Raw genomic sequence first — 19,814 nt, forward strand, 5'->3', positions numbered from 1 at the left:
TTTCTCATCATCACTCAGGAGGCAGTAAGTTCTTTAGACCGAAAACGCGTACCTGCTTTTAGCAACTCACTGGTGATGGAACGTGTATAGTTTTGAATCTCTGACTGAAAATCAGCAACGGAGGCTCCTGAACGAATCTCTTCTAAACGTTTTTCCCAATTGCCGGTCAGTTCTGCTTGTGCAATTTGCTTGTCTTTAACTATACAATATACCGACAGTCCTGTCTCCGTAGGCACCAGGTTCTTCTTTTCACGAATTACATAGTCGCGCTTAATAAGCGTTTCAATGATGGCTGCGCGGGTAGCAGGCGTACCCAGGCCGCTTTCTTTCATGGCATAACGTAACTCCTCATCTTCAATTTCTTTACCGGCCGTTTCTAGTGCTTTTAATAATGAGGCCTCGTTGTAGAGCGGCTTAGGCTTAGTCTGCTTTTCCAGCACGGCTTTATTGGTAACGGGCAGGCTTTCACCTTTTGTTACTTTTGGTAGTGATGCATTCTCCTCATCTTTCTTTTCCTCATCCTTATCATTAAAAACTGCACGCCAGCCAGGCGTATTAATTACCGTACCGCTTGCCGCAAACTTAACGCCCGACTGTACGGTAATCTTAGTGATCTCTTTAATACAATCCTGATGAAATGCTTCCAGCATTCGTCCAGCCACCATATCATATACTGCTTGCTGATCGGGCGTTAGCTGACGGGGGGCCTCACCTGTGGGCAGTATAGCGTGGTGATCGGTTACCTTTTTAGCATTTACGCTGCGCTTGTTTAGCTTAGCACTGGTTAACAACGTTGCTTGCTTACCAAAATTTTGATGATCTGTAAGCTTTTCAATTAAACCCGGAACGGTGGCGAACACATCATCGCCAATATAACGGCTGCCTGTACGCGGATAGGTCACTAACTTATTTTCATACAAGTTTTGCAGTATACCCAACGTTTGATCTGCTGTAAAGCCTTTACGTTTGTTAGCTTCCTGCTGTAAGCTGCTCAGGTCATGCAATAAAGGTGGCGGTTCTTTACGGGGTTTGGCCTCCACATTAATAATCTGTCCGCCTTGCGGAAAGCCGGCAGCAGTGTCTTCTACCTTTTCAAGTACCTCCTGCGCCTGCTCTTTTGTTTTATAATTCTCTGTTGATATGGCTCTGAATAATTGACCATCCTTGTCTACCTGTATAGCAACCTGGTAGTAAATTTGTGGCACAAAGTTTTTATTTTCGAGGTAACGGGAACAGATCATGGCCAGCGTTGGTGTTTGCACCCTGCCTAACGATAATACAGACCGCGTACCAGCAGCAAGGCTAAGTGCCTGTGTGGCGTTCATCCCAACAAGCCAGTCGGCCTGTGAACGGCAGTGTGCTGAGTTAAACAGCGTATCATATTCGCTGCCGGGTTTTAAGTTCCTAAAGCCTTCTTTGATGGCGGCATCTGTTTGTGACGATATCCAAAGCCTTTTAAATGGCTTTTTGCATTTAAGATAGTAATAGATATATCTAAAAATAAGCTCTCCCTCACGCCCGGCATCCGTTGCTACAATAATTTCACTTGCTTCTTCAAAAAGCGTATTTATGATGTCCAGTTGCTTTTTTACCGAAGGATCATCCACCATGCCTTCTTTGCTTTTTACCTTACGGATGGCCAACTTAAATTTACCGGGTAACATAGGCAGGTTTTGAACGCTCCAACCGTAATAACCATATTCTTGAGGAGTGGCCAGTTGTAACAGGTGTCCAAAGGCCCAGGTAAAGGTGTATCCTTTACCTTCAATATACCCCTCACGTTTGGTAGTAGCGCCAAACACCTTAGCTATTTCCCTTGCCACAGATGGCTTTTCGGCAATAATTACTTTCATTGCAGAATATTTATATACGGAAGCGTAATGAGATGGCTTTTCCAATGGCATCGGCAAGCCGGTTGAAATCTTTATCGACGTTGTTCTTGAATTGCCAGGTATCACCTTCCCGAATAAGCACCTGCTCCTCACCCGAAAGCAAAATAGCCAACTCGTTTACAATCCGGTCGGCGGGTAAAGCATTGCGTAATTTAAATGTGTAATCTTTATTTTCAAAAGTAATCCTTAACAACTGTCCCATATCGGTGCCGAAATTACTTAAAGCATATTCGTGCAGCAATGGTTGTTGAAATTTAGATTTTGCCCTGACTTCGCATTACCCATAATTGGTTTTGCCATCGTAGCATATCTCGTTATTAAAAAAGACTCCCTTGTTCAGTATCAATCCCTGTTAACTCTTGTTGATAAAGCCGTATCATTGAAATAAGTTCGGCACCGTATTGCAGGGCTTTTTGTTCGCCTACGCCTTTGGTTTGACTGAGTGCTTTTATGGTTGCCGGCAGCCTCTCTGCAATGGTAGCCATTGTTTTTTCTGACAGTATCATATTCGGCATTACCTTCTCTTTATCAGCAACATTTTTTCGCCATTCTCCAAATTGCTCATACAGCTTTTCATTAGGCTTAGCGTTCAAGGCTTTTAAATATGATCGGGAAGTATCACTTTTAACTCCTGCCCAGACATCGCGTTTAATGGCTACATAAGCTTGTGATGTAAAATTGATGTTGGTGAAGTAGTCCATCAGTTTAATCTTCATCATGATGTAGCGAATCAATTCATCCGCCTTGCCAGCCAATTCTTTCGACTGGCCTATTAGGCCGGATAGCTCCGAATGCAAACTGTTAACCAGCGTTTCGAGCTTTTCCTTGAAATAAATTGCAGCTTTTTGAATGCGGTCTAAAGGATAGGCCGACAGCTGACGCTGTAATTTTTCCGCAACTTCAAAAATATCTTTTTGCAAACCGGTTAGTAATGCTTCAAAGCCTTTGCTCTTTCTCTTTAAAACATTAAAATTGAACAATTCAGACAGCATAAACTGCCTGTGTAGTTCTATGTCGCGCTTTAAACTGGCCTCATCGGGGTTGAAAGCTTTAGCCTTTTCATTAAACCGCGATACAGCCGGATCTCCTATGATATTTTCGGGGGCTATAGGGTTGCGCAGTACCATACCAGCCAAGCTTCTACAACGGCTCAGTGCTACGTAAGCCTGCCCATGCGTAAAGGCTCCGCTCACATCAATAATAGCCTTTTCAAAAGTTAAACCCTGGCTTTTATGAATGGTGATTGACCAGGCCAGTTTTAGAGGTATCTGTGCAAAGCTGCCTGCATTTGTTTCGCCTATCTGCTCACCTTGCAGTTGGTATTTTACGTTGGTCCATTCCTGGGCTTGTACAGCCAGTTCTTTATCCTCATGCCCGCAACGTACATAAACAGTATCTGTTTCTAAACGCGTTACAGTACCAATTTTGCCGTTGTAATACAGCTTTTCGGCCGAGTTATCATTTTTAACAAACATCACCTGAGCACCTACCTTAAGCTTTAGGCTGGTTTCAGTCGGGTAAGCATCTTTAGGAAACTCGCCGCGTATAGATGCCGCAAATTCCATTTCCTGTCCTGCCAATACGGTTATAAATTCTTCATTAATTTGTCGGGTAATACTATTATGTGTAGTTAAGGTAATGTATGGATCATCTGCAGGTGGACGAAAGTCAGGTACGTAACGGGCGTTCAACAATGCAAGGTTTTCCTGGCTGATGCTTTGGTTACGTACTTCATTTAAAATTTCCACAAAAGCCTGCTCCTTTTGCCGATATACATGATCAAGCTCAATACGAACGTAAGATGCTTTTTGTAGTACCTGGCTGCTAAAAAAGTAAGGTGTTTCGTAATAACGCCTCAATATGGCCCACTCTTCATCCTTGATGATTGGACTTAGCTGTGAGAGATCGCCAATCAGCAGCAATTGTACACCGCCGAATGGAAAGGTATTATCTTTAACATTTCGCAGAATCAAATCAATCTGATCAAGTACATCAGGCCGTACCATGCTCACTTCATCAATTACCAGTAACTCCAAACTGTTGAGTAATTCTTTTTTCTCGTTGTTATAATGTACCTCAGGCCGTTCAGCACCTCCAGGCATGATGGGGCCGAAAGGCAATTGGAATAGAGAGTGAATAGTCATTCCGCCGGCATTGATAGCCGCTACCCCTGTTGGCGCAACAATCGCCATCTTTTTTTTAGATTCCTGCCGCACCTGCCGTAAAAAAGTAGTTTTGCCTGTACCTGCCTTTCCCGTCAGGAATACAACCGTATTGGTTAATTCCAGATAATCATGTGCCAGCTGCATAGGTGCATTCATTCTGCAATATTAAAACTATCATTGAAAATTTCGTCCTTTATAAAACACCTCTTTTTTAACCGCACCCCGTTGTTGCTCTGGCGGCGGCAAGGTGGTTTCATCACCACGTGCCAGTGTAAGTAACGGTGCCTGATCCTGGTTAGGGGTAAGCTTACGTAACAAACCGTTCATATTAAAGCAGCGTTTAACTATTACATGTATTACCTGGCCTTCTATTTGTAATGTTCCTTCTACCATCATCAGTCGCGATTGGATTATTTCCTTTCGATACTCATCAAAGAACTTGCTCCAAACCACCAAGTTGGTAAAGCCTGTTTCATCCTTAATGGTGATAAACAATATGCCTTTTGCTGTACCCGGCCGCTGGCGCACGGTAATCATTCCGGCCACTTTAACCGGGTCTCCGTTTTTCAGGGTTTTGAGCTTGGCCGTTGTTACTACATGCAATAAATCCAGATCTTCACGTACAAAGCTTACCGGATGAGCCTTTAGCGATAAGCCGGTAACGGCAAAATCCTGCACTACATGTTCACTTAACCCCATCAGTGGCAAAGCCATTTGCCCTTCCTGCGCACTTTCTGAAGGCTGCCCTTTAAATAACCCGGTAGGCTTATCGCTCAGCGCCGGTACTTCCCATAGCGCCTGCCTACGGTCCATTCCTAAAGAACGAAAGGCATCAGCATCGGTTAGTTTTTCGATAGCAGCCTGGGGCAAACCTGCATCGCTAAGCTGTTGAATAGTTTGATACCCCTGCCCACGCTTAGCAACCAACATATTCATATCTTCTTCGCGTAATCCTTTTACCTGCCTGAAACCCAAGCGCAAAACAAAATATTTACTATCCTTTTCTTCGAGTGTATTGTCCCAGTAAGAATGGTTTATATCTACTGGCCTAACCACAACACCATGCTCCCGGGCATCATCTACAATCTCTGCCGGCTGGTAAAAGCCCATAGGCTGACTGTTAAGCAGTGCCGCAGCAAATACATCAGGGTAATAGCATTTAAGCCACGAGGAAATATAGACTAGGTGTGCAAAAGAAGCAGCATGACTTTCTGGAAAACCATAGGAACCAAAGCCTTCCAGTTGCTTAAATATTCGTTTAGCAAATTCTTCGTCATATCCTTTTTTGGTCATTCCGTCTACCAGCTTCTTTTGAAACTGGCTTACTAAACCCTTTGCCTTAAACGTAGCCATGCTTCGGCGCAACTGATCAGCTTCGGCTGGGGTAAAACCGGCTGCCACTATAGCAATTTCCATGGCCTGTTCCTGGAAAAGAGGAACGCCTTTTGTTCGGCCTAATATTTTCTTCAATTCTTCTGACGGATAATCAATAAGACTTGGATCTTCCCTGCGCCGCAGGTACGGGTGTACCATGTCACCCTGAATAGGTCCGGGCCTTACAATGGCTACCTCTATTACCAGATCGTAGAACACACGTGGCTTTAGCCGGGGTAACATAGACATTTGCGCCCGGCTCTCAATCTGGAAAACACCAAGTGTATCTGCCTTACAGATCATATCATAAACCTCTTCCTCATCCTGCGGTACACTTTCCAGGGTATATTGCTTGTTATAGTGCTGCTTTAATAGATCGAAAGCTTTGCGGATGCAGGTTAACATACCCAAGGCCAGCACATCCACTTTCAAAATACCCAATGCTTCTAGGTCATCTTTGTTCCATTCCAGTTGTGTGCGGTCGGCCATTCGGGCGTTCATCACCGGGCACAGGTCCGAAAGCTTGCACTGCATAATTACCAATCCGCCTGTATGCTGTCCCAATTGCCGTGGAAAGCCCATTAATTGATCTGTGAGTTGCAATACTTTTTGTAAATGAGGATCATCGGGGTTTAAGCCTTGCCCTATGATACGCTCACGGTCAAACCCTTCGTCTGAGAAACTCCAGATAGCACCGCCCAAGCGCTTGATGGTATCTTCGGATAAGCCCATGGCTTTCCCTACATCGCGGATGGCGCCTTTATGCCTTTCCTGTGTTACGGTTGCAACGATGGCTGCATGGTCCCGTCCATAAGTTTCGTATATCCACTGTATAATTTCTTCTCTCCGCTCATGCTCAAAGTCTACATCCACATCAGGCCATTCATCCCGTGCGTCTGACATAAAACGGGAGAATAACAGATTGGACTTGGTAGGATTTACCGGGGTTATACCCAGGCAAAAGCAAACCGTGCAATTGGCCGCCGAACCACGCCCCTGGTACAAAATACCCAGTTCGTCTGCTTTTTGTGTATATGCAAATACCCGCAAAAAATAAGGAGCCAGTTTCTTTCTGGCAAAAAATGCCAGTTCGAATTCGATCTGTTTTGACACTTTTAAAGGCACCTCCTTACCGAAAAATTTCCGTGCGCCAATTAAGGTATGTTCTCTCAGATGCTCATCTGCCGTACGGCCATCAGGACTTACCCACTCCGGTTCGAGGTATTTGAGCGTATCTAATGAAAAGGTACAGGCTTCGGCAATTTCTAGTGTACGCGCAATAGCATCCGGATATTGCCTGAAGAGGCGTTGCAATTCTTCAATAGGTTTAAGATAGCGCTCAGCATTGGCATGCAGCTTAAAGCCAGCCGTATCAATTGTACACTTTTCGCGCACGCAAGTTTGTATATCCTGTAGTTCGCGCCGTTGAGGCTCATGGTAATGCACATCATTAGTTGCCACCATTGGAACGCCTAATTGTGAGATACGGTACAAACGCTTGCTGTCATAACCGCTGTAAGTACGGCTGGCGGCCACATATAAAGATTCACCAAAAGCCACCCGGTATTCTGCTACTTCCGCTATAAATTTATCATCAAAGTTAAACTGCCTGTTTAGCTTGGCAGGTGGTATAATCATAAATTTAATCCCTGCCTTATGATTGTACACGTCCTGTTTATACAATTCGCATTTGCCTTTCTCAGTGCGCAGGTTACCAAGTGATAACAAGGCGCATAAACGCCCCCAGGCTGTAATGTCTGTTGGGTAAGCCAGCAAACTTGGCCCATCAATGAGATCTAGCCGGCAGGCTGGAATAATGCTAATACCTTTGGCCTTAGCTGCAATATGTGCCCGTACTACGCCTGCCACGCTGTTACGGTCGGTAATGGCAATTTTTGTGTAACCTAATTCGGCTGCACACCCCGCCAGTTCCTCAGGGTGCGAACCACCCAGCATAAAGGTAAAATTGCTTGTTACTTGTAATTCTGCATATTCCATTGTAACTCCTTTCAGGCAAAAAAACCATGTATATACCACTCCGAGCTTTCTGAATTATAATGCCCTGAACGGAAAAGCCAGTAACGCCGACCTTCCTGGTCTTCAACTACATAATAATCCCGGTGCTGCCCCTTGTCACGCCACCACTCCCGTTCAATCCGTTCAGCATCATCTGCTTTCCGAATAATATGCCGTACACCTTTATAAATAAATAGCATAGGCGGATTATCGGGCAGCAGGGCAGTTACTTCAATCCTTTCTGGTTTGGGCAATAAAATGGTTGGCCTGGGTTTACCAATCCGCCAGTTTGCCTCAGTTTGTTCTGTAAGTGTGTTGGCTAAGCGGATAGTATGTTCGGGCCAGTAGCGTTCCTGCGGCAGGTATCGCTGTATGCTACCTGTACCCAGTTTATTGGCCAACCGATCCAGTAATTCTGATAGAGCTATTGTATTCAGCCCACAGCCGTCTGAAGCCCACAGTGCTTCCTGATCGGCTGATAAGTCTTCCACCCGGGGCGCATCCAACGTGAATAATTCGATACCTAAAGCCGGCTCAATCTGCGGTATTTTCAGCTCAAATAATTTGAATAAATGTTCAATATGTACCACAGGACGATTGGTGCCAATAGCTATGTTAACCAGCTTACCATCTATCCTATAGCCTTTTAATATAGCCGAACGCAACCCTTTGCCTTCCTGTCTTAAGCGCAAGCACATCATTTCCAATAATTTCAGAATGGCTTGTGCAATGGCTTCCGGCGTGCGGATGGGTTCCAGAAAAGGTAACCTGACATGATACGGCTCGGGCGGATTTAATGGCTCCAGGTGCTCCTCTTCATGACCGAAGGCCTGATCCAGGCGGAGCAGCAATTCCATTCCAAAACGCCTTTGCAGCGCCCGGCGTGGCAAAACGGCAATTTTTTGAATGGTGTAAAAGCCTAACTTATGCAGTCGTTCTAAAAGCAATGACTCCAGTCGTAAGGCAATTGGGGGCAGTGCCAACAGCGCAGTAGCCTGGTCTGCGGGAGGGATGATCAGTTTATTTGAGCCATAGCGTGCCATAGCCCAGGCTGCACCGATAGTACTAGCCATTGCACCACGTACATGATAGCCTTTATTTTTTAAGGCGGTTAAAATAGCTTGAAGATAAGCTTCTTCGCCTCCCCATAAATGTGCACAGCCAGAGGCATTTATGATGAGCCCGTTTGGCAGATCGATTGCTACTACCGGCGAATAGCGGATACACCACCCTCCTGCTGCTTTTAATATTTTCTCGGCCTGTCCGGGCACTGCATCTATTACCAGCAAGTCAGGAATCACCGCTTTAGCATCTGCAGCTGTAGTGCCGGCAGTTATTCCTTGTGCTTCTGCCAAATTATTAGCCGCTATTATGACCATGCGGTTATGCACTGGCGCTGCCAACACAAAAGGTACTGCCTTCAATTCAGGCCGGCGCAGTGCCAGCCAATCTGTTAACAAGTGCCTAAACCATATGGAAATAAAACGTTTTGACATAACTAACCCACATTTAAATGTTGTTCGGGATATGCTGCCAGGTTTTCTTCAACCGGCATAAAACCCGTATCAGTCCATTCCAGCTTCCAAGTGCCAGGGTTACCATTACGTACCCTAAGCAACTCTACCTGCCATTGTGGAAAGCCCACACCCGGCAATTCATCCTCCTGTCGGCTAGGCAATGGTTTGATTTGCCAACGGGCCACGCAAACGGTAGGGGTTAATTTTTTTAGGTTATTTCGTAAAATAAAGCCTGTTACCCGGCTTGCCTCTACAGCTAGCTGCAACCGCCTCGACTGTGCAAAACTAATTTCTGCAACTTCGGCAACTACGGCAGCTAATCCCTCACATTTGAGCGCTTCTTCTGCCGCCCAAAGTACATCCAGTTCACGCCGCGCATCAACAAATATGACCCGGTCAGCCTCTACTTCATAACCATTAAGCGATGTTGGAAAAAGTTTCCGTGAAGTACTGATCCATAGGCATACACCTTTGCCTGCCATAAGGGTAGCCAATAAGCCGCTAAGGAACCCTGCTGTAGAAGCCGTATGCTCGGCCGTAGGACAAAGCATCTCATGAATTGAACCTGTTGGAAAAACGCCATTTGGGAAAGCCAACTCCAGCGGTCCAAGCCCCATACTTTTTGCCTTGCCTGCTACCGGGGCTTGAAAACCTTGCCAACGCAAAATATCTCCTTGCAGGCGGGATATGAGACTTGCTCTACTATTTTCCATTATGCAATTTATTTTGTACGCAATAGTTTAAAAATTCAAAACAATGTGCTTCTTATTGATAGCTTATATATTAACGGTCACCAATAAAAAGCTTCCGATAACTATTTGTAAACTCATTTTTAAGCCTTTTTAATACTTGCTTATCATTTGTCTGGCGTGCTAAATGTAATAGTGTCATATCTAAAATTCTTTACGGTCAACAAAACTAATACTAATATTATTAGCATTTTGTTTACCTTTGAAAAATAATTTTCAACATATCTAATGGCAATAAAAACGTATTTAGACAGGGAAGCTAAAGCATGGTTAAAGCGAAAGAAAGGCCCTGATGAGATTCTGCGGATTGTACCAGACAGGTTAACCGACGGCCATATTCCTAATTATGCACTATTTACAGCGTTTGACGAAAACCCGGAATACTTGGGCTGCATTCTGTTTGATGCAAAAGGTTACTGGATTTATGATGGTGATATATTGTCGGTTACCGAACAGGAACAGGTTGCCAAGTTTATTATAAATTATACCGAAAGGCTTTAACAATAAAATAATGGAGCAGCTATGTTTTTTTCCGGAAACAGGACAAAGTAAAGATTTACCTAATCACCTGCTGGAGTATAAACCAGGTGTATTTAACCTGCGCCAGAGCGATGCCTTGCTAAAGCAGTTTATTACTCAAACACCGTGGAAGCAACAAGTACGCATGATGTATACCAAAGAAGTAATAACACCAAGGCTTACTGCCTGGTACGGAGACCCTGAAGCATACGATTACCAGTCACTTGGAAAAACCAAGCCCTATAGCTGGACACCCGAACTGCTCCTCATTAAAGATGTGGTTGAGCATATAGCGGGCGTTACTTTTAACAGCGTGTTACTAAATTATTACCGAGATGGGAACGACTCGGTAGCCTGGCATTCAGACAAGGAGGAGATTTTGGGGAAAAATCCCATTATAGCTTCGGTTAGTTTTGGGCAGGTACGCAGCTTTGATATCCGTAATAAGGATAACCATTATGCTAAATATTCAGTTAAACTTGAACATGGCTCATTTTTACTGATGAAAGCAGGCTTGCAAGAAAACTGGGAACACCGCATAGCCAAATCTGTAAAACCTATGAAACCACGGATTAATTTAACTTTCAGGATAGTGAAATAAATAAAGCCATGATGTTATGTATTAGGTATCATAGCTACCTAGTAAGCGGTTAAAACAAAAGAGCCGGTCAGTTTATAGCTGCCGGCTCTTTTTGTTTTTCGGGTGGTGGTTATTTCCAACCACCACCTAAATATTTATAAACGTTAACAACAGCATTAAACTGTTCTTTTTTAGTATCTATCAGTTCAAGTTTAGATTCCAGTGCATCACGCTGGGTCATCAAAACCTCCAGGTAATCGGCCCGGGCAGATTTAAATAGATCATTAGATATATTAATAGACCGGGTTAGGGCATCTACTTGCTTCGATTTCAGTTCGTAACTTTTACCCAGGTTACTGATGTTTGATAATTGGGTAGAAACTTCCATGTAAGCGTTCAATATGGTACGCTCATAGTTATACATGGCTTGCAGCTGCCTTGCATTGGCGCTGTAAAACTCAGCTTTAATAGCACTACGGTTAACAAGCGGCCCGGCCAAGTCTCCGGCTAATGAATAAAGTAACGACTCAGGGAACTTAACCAAATAAGATGGTTTGAAAGCCTGGAAGCCTAAAGCCGCTGAGATACCGAAAGATGGATAAAATTCGGCCCGTGCAACTTTCACATCCAGCTTTGCAGCTACTAACTCTAACTCGGCCTGTTTAATATCCGGACGATTAGCTAACAATTGCGACGGTATACCAGAATTGACTACTGTAGGCGTTAAGACCAAAAAGTTACTTTTATCCCTAACTATCTCCTGCGGATAGCGGCCTAACAGGAAGTTGATTCTGTTCTCAGTCTCCTTTATCTTCTGATGAATTTCAAACTCCAGGCTTTGAGATTTTAGTACCTCAGCCTGAAATTTTTGAACAGCCAACTCATTTACCCTGGCGGCTTCTTTTTGCACTTTTACAATCTCAAGGGCATTTTTTTGCAGGCTGATGTTTTGCTGCACAATTGCCAGCTGGTTATCCAGGGCCAGTAATTCATAATATGAATTAGCCACCTCGGCAACCAAATTAGTAAGCACAAAGTTTTTGCCCTCTACTGTAGATAAGTATCTGGTTATAGCGGCCTTTTTAGCATTGTGCAACTTTTTCCAAATATCAACTTCCCAGTTCGCATATAACGCAGCTGTAATGTCGGTTAAAGGGTCGGGCACCTCTCTGCCAGGAGCAATGTCCGTTGAAGCATCGCCCGCTCCCTGACTGGTGTACCTGCCTACTTTTTCTACACCGGCTCCAACCCTGTACCCAACTGTTGGTTGTAGCGGCCCTTGCCTCAAACGAATATCGTTCCTTGCAATCTCAATATCCTGCAGGGTAATCCTCAGCTCCTGGTTATTTTTCAGTGCCGTATCAATTAAGCTGACAAGATTTTGGTCATTAAAAAAGTTTCGCCATTGTATGGTCGATATATTGGTAGTATCCCGACCGGTGCCAAATGATTCGGGCACCGACCGGTTTTCGGTAGTCTGTATAATGGCCGGGGCCTTACAGCTTGCAATGGCCAGGCAAATACCTACCAGGCCAATGCATTTATGTAGGTTATATTTATACATTGTGATCAATTTCTTCGGTTAATGGATTCTCTTCTTCATCTTTTATGAGCACATGTTTTGCTGCGATGGTGCCAAACACATAGTACAATCCGGGTATGATCAAAACACCGAAGACAGTTCCAAACAGCATACCTCCAGCAGCCGCAGAGCCAATAGTCCGGTTACCTATGGCACCAGGACCAGAAGCCAGCACCAATGGAATTAAACCTGCAATAAAAGCAAATGAGGTCATGAGGATTGGACGGAACCTTACAGCCGATCCTTCCATCGCTGCTTTAAGTACCGACTCACCCGAACGATGTTTCTGAACAGCAAACTCTACAATTAGAACGGCATTTTTACCTAATAAACCGATGAGCATTACCATGGCAACCTGGGCATAAATATTATTCTCCAAGCCTAACAGTTTCAGCAACAAGAAGGCTCCAAAAATACCAGCAGGAAGTGAAAGAATAACTGCCAAAGGCAATATAAAGCTTTCATACTGCGCAGCCAGAATGAGGTATACGAACGCCAAACAGATAAGGAATATATAGATGGCTTCGTTACCACGGGCAACCTCGTCCTTAGATATACCTGCCCAGTCTATACCAAAACCCCTTGGTAAGGTTTTTTGAGCAACCTCATTAATAGCGCTGATGGCTGCACCGCTACTGTAACCCGGTGCAGCTGCACCACTTATTTCAGAAGCATTGTACATGTTATGCCGGGTGATTTCTGATAAACCGTATACCTTTTCCATTTTCATGAAAGCCGAAAAAGGAACCATTTCATCGCGGTCGTTTTTTACATACAGCTTCAAAATATCCTCGGGTAAGGCGCGGTATTGTGGTAAAGCCTGCACCATTACCTTGTACTGCCGATCATATTTAATGAAGTTGGTTTCGTAATTACTACCAACAAGCGTAGACAAAGTGTTCATGGCATTTTCAATAGTCACCCCTTTTTGTTGTGCAATGTCATTATCAACACGTAGCATGTACTGCGGAAAACTGGCACTATAAAAAGTAAACACCGACGACAGTTCTGGACGTTTGTTCAGCTCCCTCACGAAATCGCGGCTCACCGTTTCCATTTTTTTGAAGTCGCCGCTTCCGGCTTTATCCAGCAAACGCAACTCGAAACCACCGGCAGCGCCATAACCCGGAACAGCAGGTGGCTGAAAGAACTCGATAGTAGCACCGGTAATATCCTGCGATTTCTCTTCCAGCTCTTTAATAATATCCTGAACCGAGTTTTTACGATCTTCCCAGCTTTTTAGGTTAATTAAACAAGTTCCGGAGTTGGCGCCGGTTCCTTCAGTTAACACCTCATAACCTGCCAGCGATGAAACAGATTGTACACCTTCAACACCTTCCGCAATCTTTTGCAGTTTTTCGGCTACCTGGTTAGTTCTTTCCAGTGATGATCCCGGAGGCGTTTGGATGATAGCGTAAAACATACCCTGATCCTCGTTGGGGATAAACCCTGAAGGCAAACTGTTATTCAGGAAATAGATACCGGTACAAAAAGCGATTAAAAGACCGAAAGTGATCATCCGCCGGTTAACAATAGACCCGAGTATCCTTTGGTACCTGCCCGAAAGGCGGTTAAAGCCGTTATTAAACCCACCAAGAAATTTATCCAGAACCGTTGCCTTTTTAGTTTTTCCATGATTATTTCTAAGCATCATGGCGCAAAGTGCTGGTGTTAATGTTAGCGCCACTATACCCGAAAGAATAATAGCTGTTGCCATGGTGATGGAGAACTGCCGGTAAAATATACCAACCGGCCCCGACATAAATGCAACCGGAACAAATACTGCGGCCATCAAAAACGTAATGGCAATAATGGCTCCGCTAATTTCATGCATGGCTTTCTTAGTAGCCTTTAGTGGCGAAAGATGAAACTCTTCCATATTAGCATGCACCGCTTCAATAACCACAATGGCATCATCCACCACCACACCTATGGCCAGTACTAATGCAAATAATGTTATAAGATTGAGCGTAATGCCGAAGAACTGCATAAACACGAACGTACCGATAAGCGATACCGGCACTGCGATGGCTGGAATAACGGTAGAGCGCCAATCGCCCAGGAACAGGAATACAACAATACCCACAAGGATAAATGCTTCTACCAGCGTGTGAATTACTTTTTCGATGGAAGCATCGAGGAACTTGGAAACGTCATAGCTAATTTCGTAGTCAAGGCCTTTAGGAAATGAGCTCTTTTTGATCTCTTCCATTTTGGATTTAATATCCTTAATTACCTGGCTGGCATTACTGCCATAAGATTGCTTTACGGTGATGGCTGCCGAAGCATGTCCGTTCAGGTTAGAATAGATATCGTACATGGAGCTGCCAAACTCTATTTGAGCCACATCTTTTAAGCGAAGTATCTCACCATCTGAACTAGATCTTAGAATGATGTTTTCGTATCCTTCTTTAGTGGTATACCTGCCGGGATACTTTAATACGTACTCAAAAGACTGTGACCTTTTGCCCGAGCTTTCACCAGTTTTACCGGGCGAGGCTTCCAAACTCTGTTCATCAAGCGCTTTCATTACTTCTTCCGAAGAGATTTTATAGGCCAGCATACGGTCAGGTTTTAACCAAATACGCATGGCATACTCACGGTTACCTAAAATATCGGCAACACCTACCCCATCAACCCGCTTAAGTTCAGATAATACGTTGATGTCGGCAAAGTTAAACAGGAACTTCTGGTCCATGTGTGGGTCCTTGCTGTACAAGTTAATGTACATCAGCATATTCGATTCTTCGCGGGTTATCTTCACCCCTTCACGCACTACCAGCGGCGGCAATTTGTTAACTACCGATGCCACCCTATTCTGGATATTTACTGATGCCTGGTTAGGATCAGTACCGAGGTTAAATACCACCTGTATGGTGGCCTCACCATCGTTACCAGCATCAGATGCCATGTATTTCATGCCCGGTACGCCGTTAATTGCCCGCTCAAGAGGTATAACTACCGATTTAATAAGGAGCTCGCCATTTGCTCCGGGGTACTCAGCCGTAATATTCACTTTTGGCGGCGAAATTGACGGAAATTGTGTTACCGGTAAGTGGGTAATAGCCAGCACCCCCAGAAACACTATAATGAGCGATATAACTATGGAGAGGACTGGCCTCTGTATAAACTTATCAAACATTGATTTACTTATTTAAGGATTAAAGCGCTACTCGGCCTTTAATCGCAAATGAGAAATAACTTCATTAGGCGACACAAATTCACACTTGATCTTGTCATCATCTTTTACTTTTTGAACGCCCTCAAGCAGGATTTTATCGCTTACAGAAAGACCGCTTGCAACCACATACAGGTCTGGCATTTCACCGGTGATGGTAATACTTCTTGATCTTACTACATTATTTTTGTCTACTACAAATACATAGATCTTATCCTGAATCTCGTACGTGGCCTTTTGTGGAATAACCAACGCGTTGCGAAGTGGAACGGTCATTTGTACTTTACCGGTTTCGCCATTTTTTAAAAGCTTATCGGGATTGGGAAACTTAGCCCGAAAGGCAATGTTTCCGGTTTCGTTATTAAACTCACTTTCAATAGTTTCCACATCGCCTTTATATTTTAGCGGTTGGTTATTAGCTAACAGCAAGCTCACCTTGCGGTCTGCACGGCCTTTTGTATTCGTTTCATAATCCAGGTATTCCGGTTCAGAAACGTTAAAGTACACGTACATCTGGCTGTTATCTGAAAGGCTGGTTAATAACTCGCCTTCGTCAATAAGGCTTCCTAACTTTTTGGGAATACGGTCTATCGTGCCATCAAACGGCGCTCTGATTTCAGTAAATGATAAATGCAACCTGGCAAGCGACGTTTCGGCTTTGGCTTGGTCAAGCTTAGCCTGCGCCATAGCTAGCTCATTTTTAGATACTACGTTTTTATCTGACAGTAGCTTTGTATTTTGCACCTCAATTTGCGCGGCTTTAGTTTCGGCCTGCGCTTTCAATAATTCAGCCTCATATAATTTAGGCATAATCCTGAACAGTAACTGACCAGCTTTTACAAACTGGCCCTCGTCAACATAAATATTTTGCAGATAACCCTTTTCCTGGGCTCTTAGCTCAATATTTCGTACAGAGCGTATTTGCGATACATACTCCTTGGTAAAGGAGGTATCAATTCTTAAAGGACTGGTAACGGCATACTTACCTTCTTCTTCCTTTACTTCTTTTTTTTGTGTACAGCTGGTTTGGTACAATAAGGCCAACAGGCCTGTAAACATGAGAATTCTCTTCATGATGTTAAATGAATTAAGCAATTGAATAGCATGGAATTAAAAATTCCTTTGTATGGGGAAGATATCAGTTGCCGGATGTTACCTGAGTTGTTTACAGGCAGAGTCATATCAACATGCATCCAGCGGATGTGCGCAGGGCACACCTCAGTAACTGATGTATATTAAAATCAGAGTCTTAATGATCTTTGCAGGAGGTATTTATAGGAGCTTGAATAAGATAAGTGGCTGCAAAAAGGCAGACGCTTAACAAAGCTTATGTAGAAAAGATTTAAAACGAATGTGTAAGCGAGCAGTAGTGAATACTTATCTAGCAGTAGATGCCTCCGGGCAAGTCCGTCGCTTTCATCTTCATCTTCAACACTAATGAGGTGTTCACTATCTTCACTTAAATTTGCTTGTTTTATTAAGGTGTTATCCTTATTGACAGTGCCAAGGCTTACTTTTTGTACTTTACTAACGTCTTGAGCTGACGAGTACTTGGCTCTTTTGAGGTGAGCACCGGTATAAGCATAGTTATCCCCTCCTAACAACAGGAAAAACAGGGACACTAAAAAGATATACACAGTTTTCATTAACGGCCTCAAATATAACACATCAAACAGAAACTTTATGCGTCATTGATAGCTATTACGCCAGAAATTTGTAAATATTTTATTCTATTGAAGATATTGGTTGTATTATGTGATTTTATTGATGTTTATATATTCACCTTATTGTATAAATATCTCTTTTTTGTCACATTAACACAGCACCTGATATTCGTTTTCATTTTTCAATTAAATTCTATAATTCTGTACCTTTATTTATAATTAAGGGTGAGTGTAGCAATGAGTGATAATTTTTATCAGCATTTATTTGAAAAACAACAAAATAGTAACGGCATACCTGCCAACACTGCAATTGCAGCCTGGGCTTTAAGTGTGATACACTTACTGTATCCGGAACAATCTAAAAAGCTTTTTGCTACCTCCCAGGAGCTTAAACTGCAAGCTTATAATTTACAACAAGAGTTATCGCAAATCATTAATACGGTAAGCAACTTTAATTCAGCACGGTCTGGAGAAGTTGCCGGTTTGTTTTTTGACCGGTTGCCAGAACTTTACAATATTTTAAATACCGATATACAAGCCATTTATGAAGGTGACCCTGCTGCGCGCAGCGAGTTTGAGGTGATTCGTACCTATCCGGGCTTTTATGCCATTTCCATTTACCGGATTGCCCATACTTTGGTATTGTTGGATGTGCCACTTGTACCGCGTATATTAACTGAACATGCCCATTCTGTAACCGGTATTGATATACACCCGGCAGCCAGTATAGGCGAATATTTTCATATAGACCATGGTACAGGCATTGTAATTGGCGAAACTTGTACTATAGGTAAATATGTAAAAATGTACCAGGGCGTAACCTTAGGCGCTTTAAGCGTGCGCAAAACTATGGCGGGCATCAAACGTCACCCAACGGTTGAAGACCGTGTGGTTATTTATTCAGGCGCTACCATTTTAGGTGGCGACACCGTTATTGGCCATAATAGTACCATTGGTGGCAATGTTTGGCTTACTCAAAGTGTAGCTCCCTACTCTACCGTTTATCACAACCCGATGATTACGGTTCAAAACATTATTGCAGACAGATAATTTATATTTTATGGCAGGCATTATTGATTTAGTGGGCAATACCCCTATGGTTGAAATAACCAAACTTAACCCTAACCCTAACGTAAAGATATATGCCAAGCTGGAAGGCAACAATCCAGGCGGTAGCGTTAAAGACCGCGCAGCCTTAAATATGATACGCAGCGCCTTAGGCCGAGGCGAAATTAAGCCAGGCATACGGTTAATTGAGGCCACCAGCGGTAATACCGGTATTGCCCTGGCCATGATTGCACGGTTATTTAATTTAGAAATTGAATTGGTTATGCCTTCCAATTCTACCCGTGAACGTACTTTAACTATGGAAGCATTTGGCGCTAAAGTTACTTTGCTTGAAGGAATTGAGGCCTGCCGTGATTATGCCGAAGAAAAAGGAGCAACTGATGAGTACTTTCTTCTGAATCAGTTTGCCAATGCCGACAATTACCTGGCGCACGTAAAAACTACCGGGCCCGAAATTTGGCGTGATACTGACGGCCAAATTACCCATTTTGTGAGTGCTATGGGCACTACCGGCACCATCATGGGTTGCTCCCGCTATTTTAAAGAGCAAAACAGCAACATCCAAATTATTGGTTGTCAGCCAACCGAAGAATCGTCAATTCCGGGCATCAGGCGCTGGCCGGAGGCTTATTTGCCTAAAATATTTGAACCAAGCCGCGTGGACCGGGTAATGGACGTTTCGGAGACTGACGCTACCGAAATGGCACGACAGCTAGCCAGAGTTGAAGGTATTTTTGCCGGTATGAGCAGTGGAGGTGCCTGCGTGGCGGCTACTAAACTTGCGCAGGAGCTAACTGAGGGCACCATTGTATTTATAGCATGTGACCGCGGCGACCGATACCTTAGCAGTAGTTTATTTGGTTAATACATTGCTAAAATTATTAAATTGATTTTATGAGTAACGAACAGAACCTTAAGCGTTTTTTGGATGCACAAGAAACAGATTACGCTATAGCATTATCTGAGATAAAGAGTGGAAAAAAGCGTAGTCATTGGATGTGGTACATTTTCCCGCAAATTCAAGGCTTAGGTCTCAGCTCAACATCACAATACTATGCAATTAAAAACTTGCAAGAAGCTAAAGCATATTTACAACACCCTGTTTTGGGTAAAAGACTGATAGAAATATCGAGCGTTTTACTTACACTTGGTAATAATGATGCGCATAACATATTCGGAAGTCCCGATGATATGAAGCTGAAGTCATGCATGACGCTTTTTTCATCAATTGAAAATACATCGCCGGTGTTTAAGCAAATACTAGATCTATTTTTTGGTGGTGAAGCAGATCAAAAGACCATTAACGTATTAAACAAGGCACATTAGCGCATCATATTAAATTTACCTGTAAAATTGTCGATTGCTAAATGTACATTTACTCTGCTTTTTACAAGTTTACAACTTTGGCCATTAACCTAGCGGCTACTTTGTTTAAAATGTTTAAGATATGTAGGCGCAGCATGCAAGCTCTTCGTGCCTGATTTTTAAATGTTTAAACTTTTAATGCAAA

15 protein-coding genes are annotated in these 19,814 nt (G+C 43.4%); 5 read left to right on the forward strand and 10 right to left on the reverse strand.

Annotated features, from left to right (window positions below; genetic code table 11):
* Nucleotides 1-14 precede the first annotated feature (14 nt).
* From ABDD95_RS11265 to ABDD95_RS11290, 6 genes are all read right to left on the reverse strand, one after another.
* On the reverse strand, nt 15-1,853 hold the full coding sequence (locus tag ABDD95_RS11265) for a DNA topoisomerase 3 (protein WP_345951990.1): 1,839 nt from the start codon (nt 1,851-1,853) through the stop codon (nt 15-17).
* 10 nt (nt 1,854-1,863) lie between these two features.
* A complete protein-coding gene (locus tag ABDD95_RS11270; protein WP_352432939.1) occupies nt 1,864-2,133 on the reverse strand; it encodes a hypothetical protein in 270 nt (89 codons plus the stop codon).
* 76 nt (nt 2,134-2,209) lie between these two features.
* Nucleotides 2,210-4,213: an HRDC domain-containing protein gene (locus tag ABDD95_RS11275; protein ID WP_345951992.1), complete on the reverse strand. Its 2,004-nt coding sequence runs from the start codon at nt 4,211-4,213 to the stop codon at nt 2,210-2,212.
* 18 nt (nt 4,214-4,231) lie between these two features.
* On the reverse strand, nt 4,232-7,429 hold the full coding sequence (locus tag ABDD95_RS11280; RefSeq protein WP_345951993.1) for an error-prone DNA polymerase: 3,198 nt from the start codon (nt 7,427-7,429) through the stop codon (nt 4,232-4,234).
* A gap of 11 nt (nt 7,430-7,440) precedes the next feature.
* On the reverse strand, nt 7,441-8,943 hold the full coding sequence (locus ABDD95_RS11285) for a DNA polymerase Y family protein (protein ID WP_345951994.1): 1,503 nt from the start codon (nt 8,941-8,943) through the stop codon (nt 7,441-7,443).
* Nucleotides 8,944-8,945: 2 nt separating this feature from the next.
* Nucleotides 8,946-9,677 (reverse strand): Error-prone repair protein ImuA, encoded by a 732-nt coding sequence (locus ABDD95_RS11290; protein ID WP_345951995.1) that lies wholly within the window; start codon nt 9,675-9,677, stop codon nt 8,946-8,948.
* A gap of 264 nt (nt 9,678-9,941) precedes the next feature.
* On the opposite strand from ABDD95_RS11290, the gene ABDD95_RS11295 reads away from it, so the two are divergent.
* Both ABDD95_RS11295 and ABDD95_RS11300 read left to right on the forward strand, forming a co-directional pair.
* Nucleotides 9,942-10,214: a hypothetical protein gene (locus ABDD95_RS11295; RefSeq protein ID WP_345951996.1), complete on the forward strand. Its 273-nt coding sequence runs from the start codon at nt 9,942-9,944 to the stop codon at nt 10,212-10,214.
* 10 nt (nt 10,215-10,224) lie between these two features.
* Nucleotides 10,225-10,833 (forward strand): alpha-ketoglutarate-dependent dioxygenase AlkB, encoded by a 609-nt coding sequence (locus ABDD95_RS11300; RefSeq protein ID WP_345951997.1) that lies wholly within the window; start codon nt 10,225-10,227, stop codon nt 10,831-10,833.
* 109 nt (nt 10,834-10,942) lie between these two features.
* Here ABDD95_RS11300 and ABDD95_RS11305 read toward each other — a convergent pair whose 3' ends face one another.
* The 4 genes from ABDD95_RS11305 to ABDD95_RS11320 form a co-directional block, all read right to left on the reverse strand.
* Entirely contained in the window at nt 10,943-12,376 is a 1,434-nt protein-coding gene (locus ABDD95_RS11305) for a TolC family protein (protein ID WP_345951998.1), read from the reverse strand.
* On the reverse strand, nt 12,369-15,536 hold the full coding sequence (locus ABDD95_RS11310) for an efflux RND transporter permease subunit (RefSeq protein ID WP_345951999.1): 3,168 nt from the start codon (nt 15,534-15,536) through the stop codon (nt 12,369-12,371). Before ABDD95_RS11310 ends, ABDD95_RS11305 begins: the two co-directional genes overlap by 8 nt.
* A 27-nt stretch (nt 15,537-15,563) precedes the next feature.
* Entirely contained in the window at nt 15,564-16,646 is a 1,083-nt protein-coding gene (locus ABDD95_RS11315) for an efflux RND transporter periplasmic adaptor subunit (protein WP_345952000.1), read from the reverse strand.
* A gap of 167 nt (nt 16,647-16,813) precedes the next feature.
* Nucleotides 16,814-17,218: a hypothetical protein gene (locus ABDD95_RS11320; RefSeq protein WP_345952001.1), complete on the reverse strand. Its 405-nt coding sequence runs from the start codon at nt 17,216-17,218 to the stop codon at nt 16,814-16,816.
* Nucleotides 17,219-17,473: 255 nt separating this feature from the next.
* Here ABDD95_RS11320 and epsC point away from each other — a divergent pair, with 255 nt between their 5' ends.
* From epsC to ABDD95_RS11335, 3 genes are read left to right on the forward strand one after another with little or no spacing between them, the layout of a single operon-like run.
* A complete protein-coding gene (gene epsC / locus ABDD95_RS11325) occupies nt 17,474-18,286 on the forward strand; it encodes a serine O-acetyltransferase EpsC (RefSeq protein WP_345952002.1) in 813 nt (270 codons plus the stop codon).
* Between the two features lie 10 nt (nt 18,287-18,296).
* Nucleotides 18,297-19,169 (forward strand): cysteine synthase CysM, encoded by an 873-nt coding sequence (cysM, locus tag ABDD95_RS11330; RefSeq protein ID WP_345952003.1) that lies wholly within the window; start codon nt 18,297-18,299, stop codon nt 19,167-19,169.
* Nucleotides 19,170-19,198: 29 nt separating this feature from the next.
* A complete protein-coding gene (locus tag ABDD95_RS11335) occupies nt 19,199-19,630 on the forward strand; it encodes a DUF1810 domain-containing protein (protein ID WP_345952004.1) in 432 nt (143 codons plus the stop codon).
* Nucleotides 19,631-19,814 lie beyond the last annotated feature (184 nt).

The organism is Mucilaginibacter sp. PAMB04274 (genome assembly GCF_039634385.2).
Taxonomy (GTDB): domain Bacteria; phylum Bacteroidota; class Bacteroidia; order Sphingobacteriales; family Sphingobacteriaceae; genus Mucilaginibacter.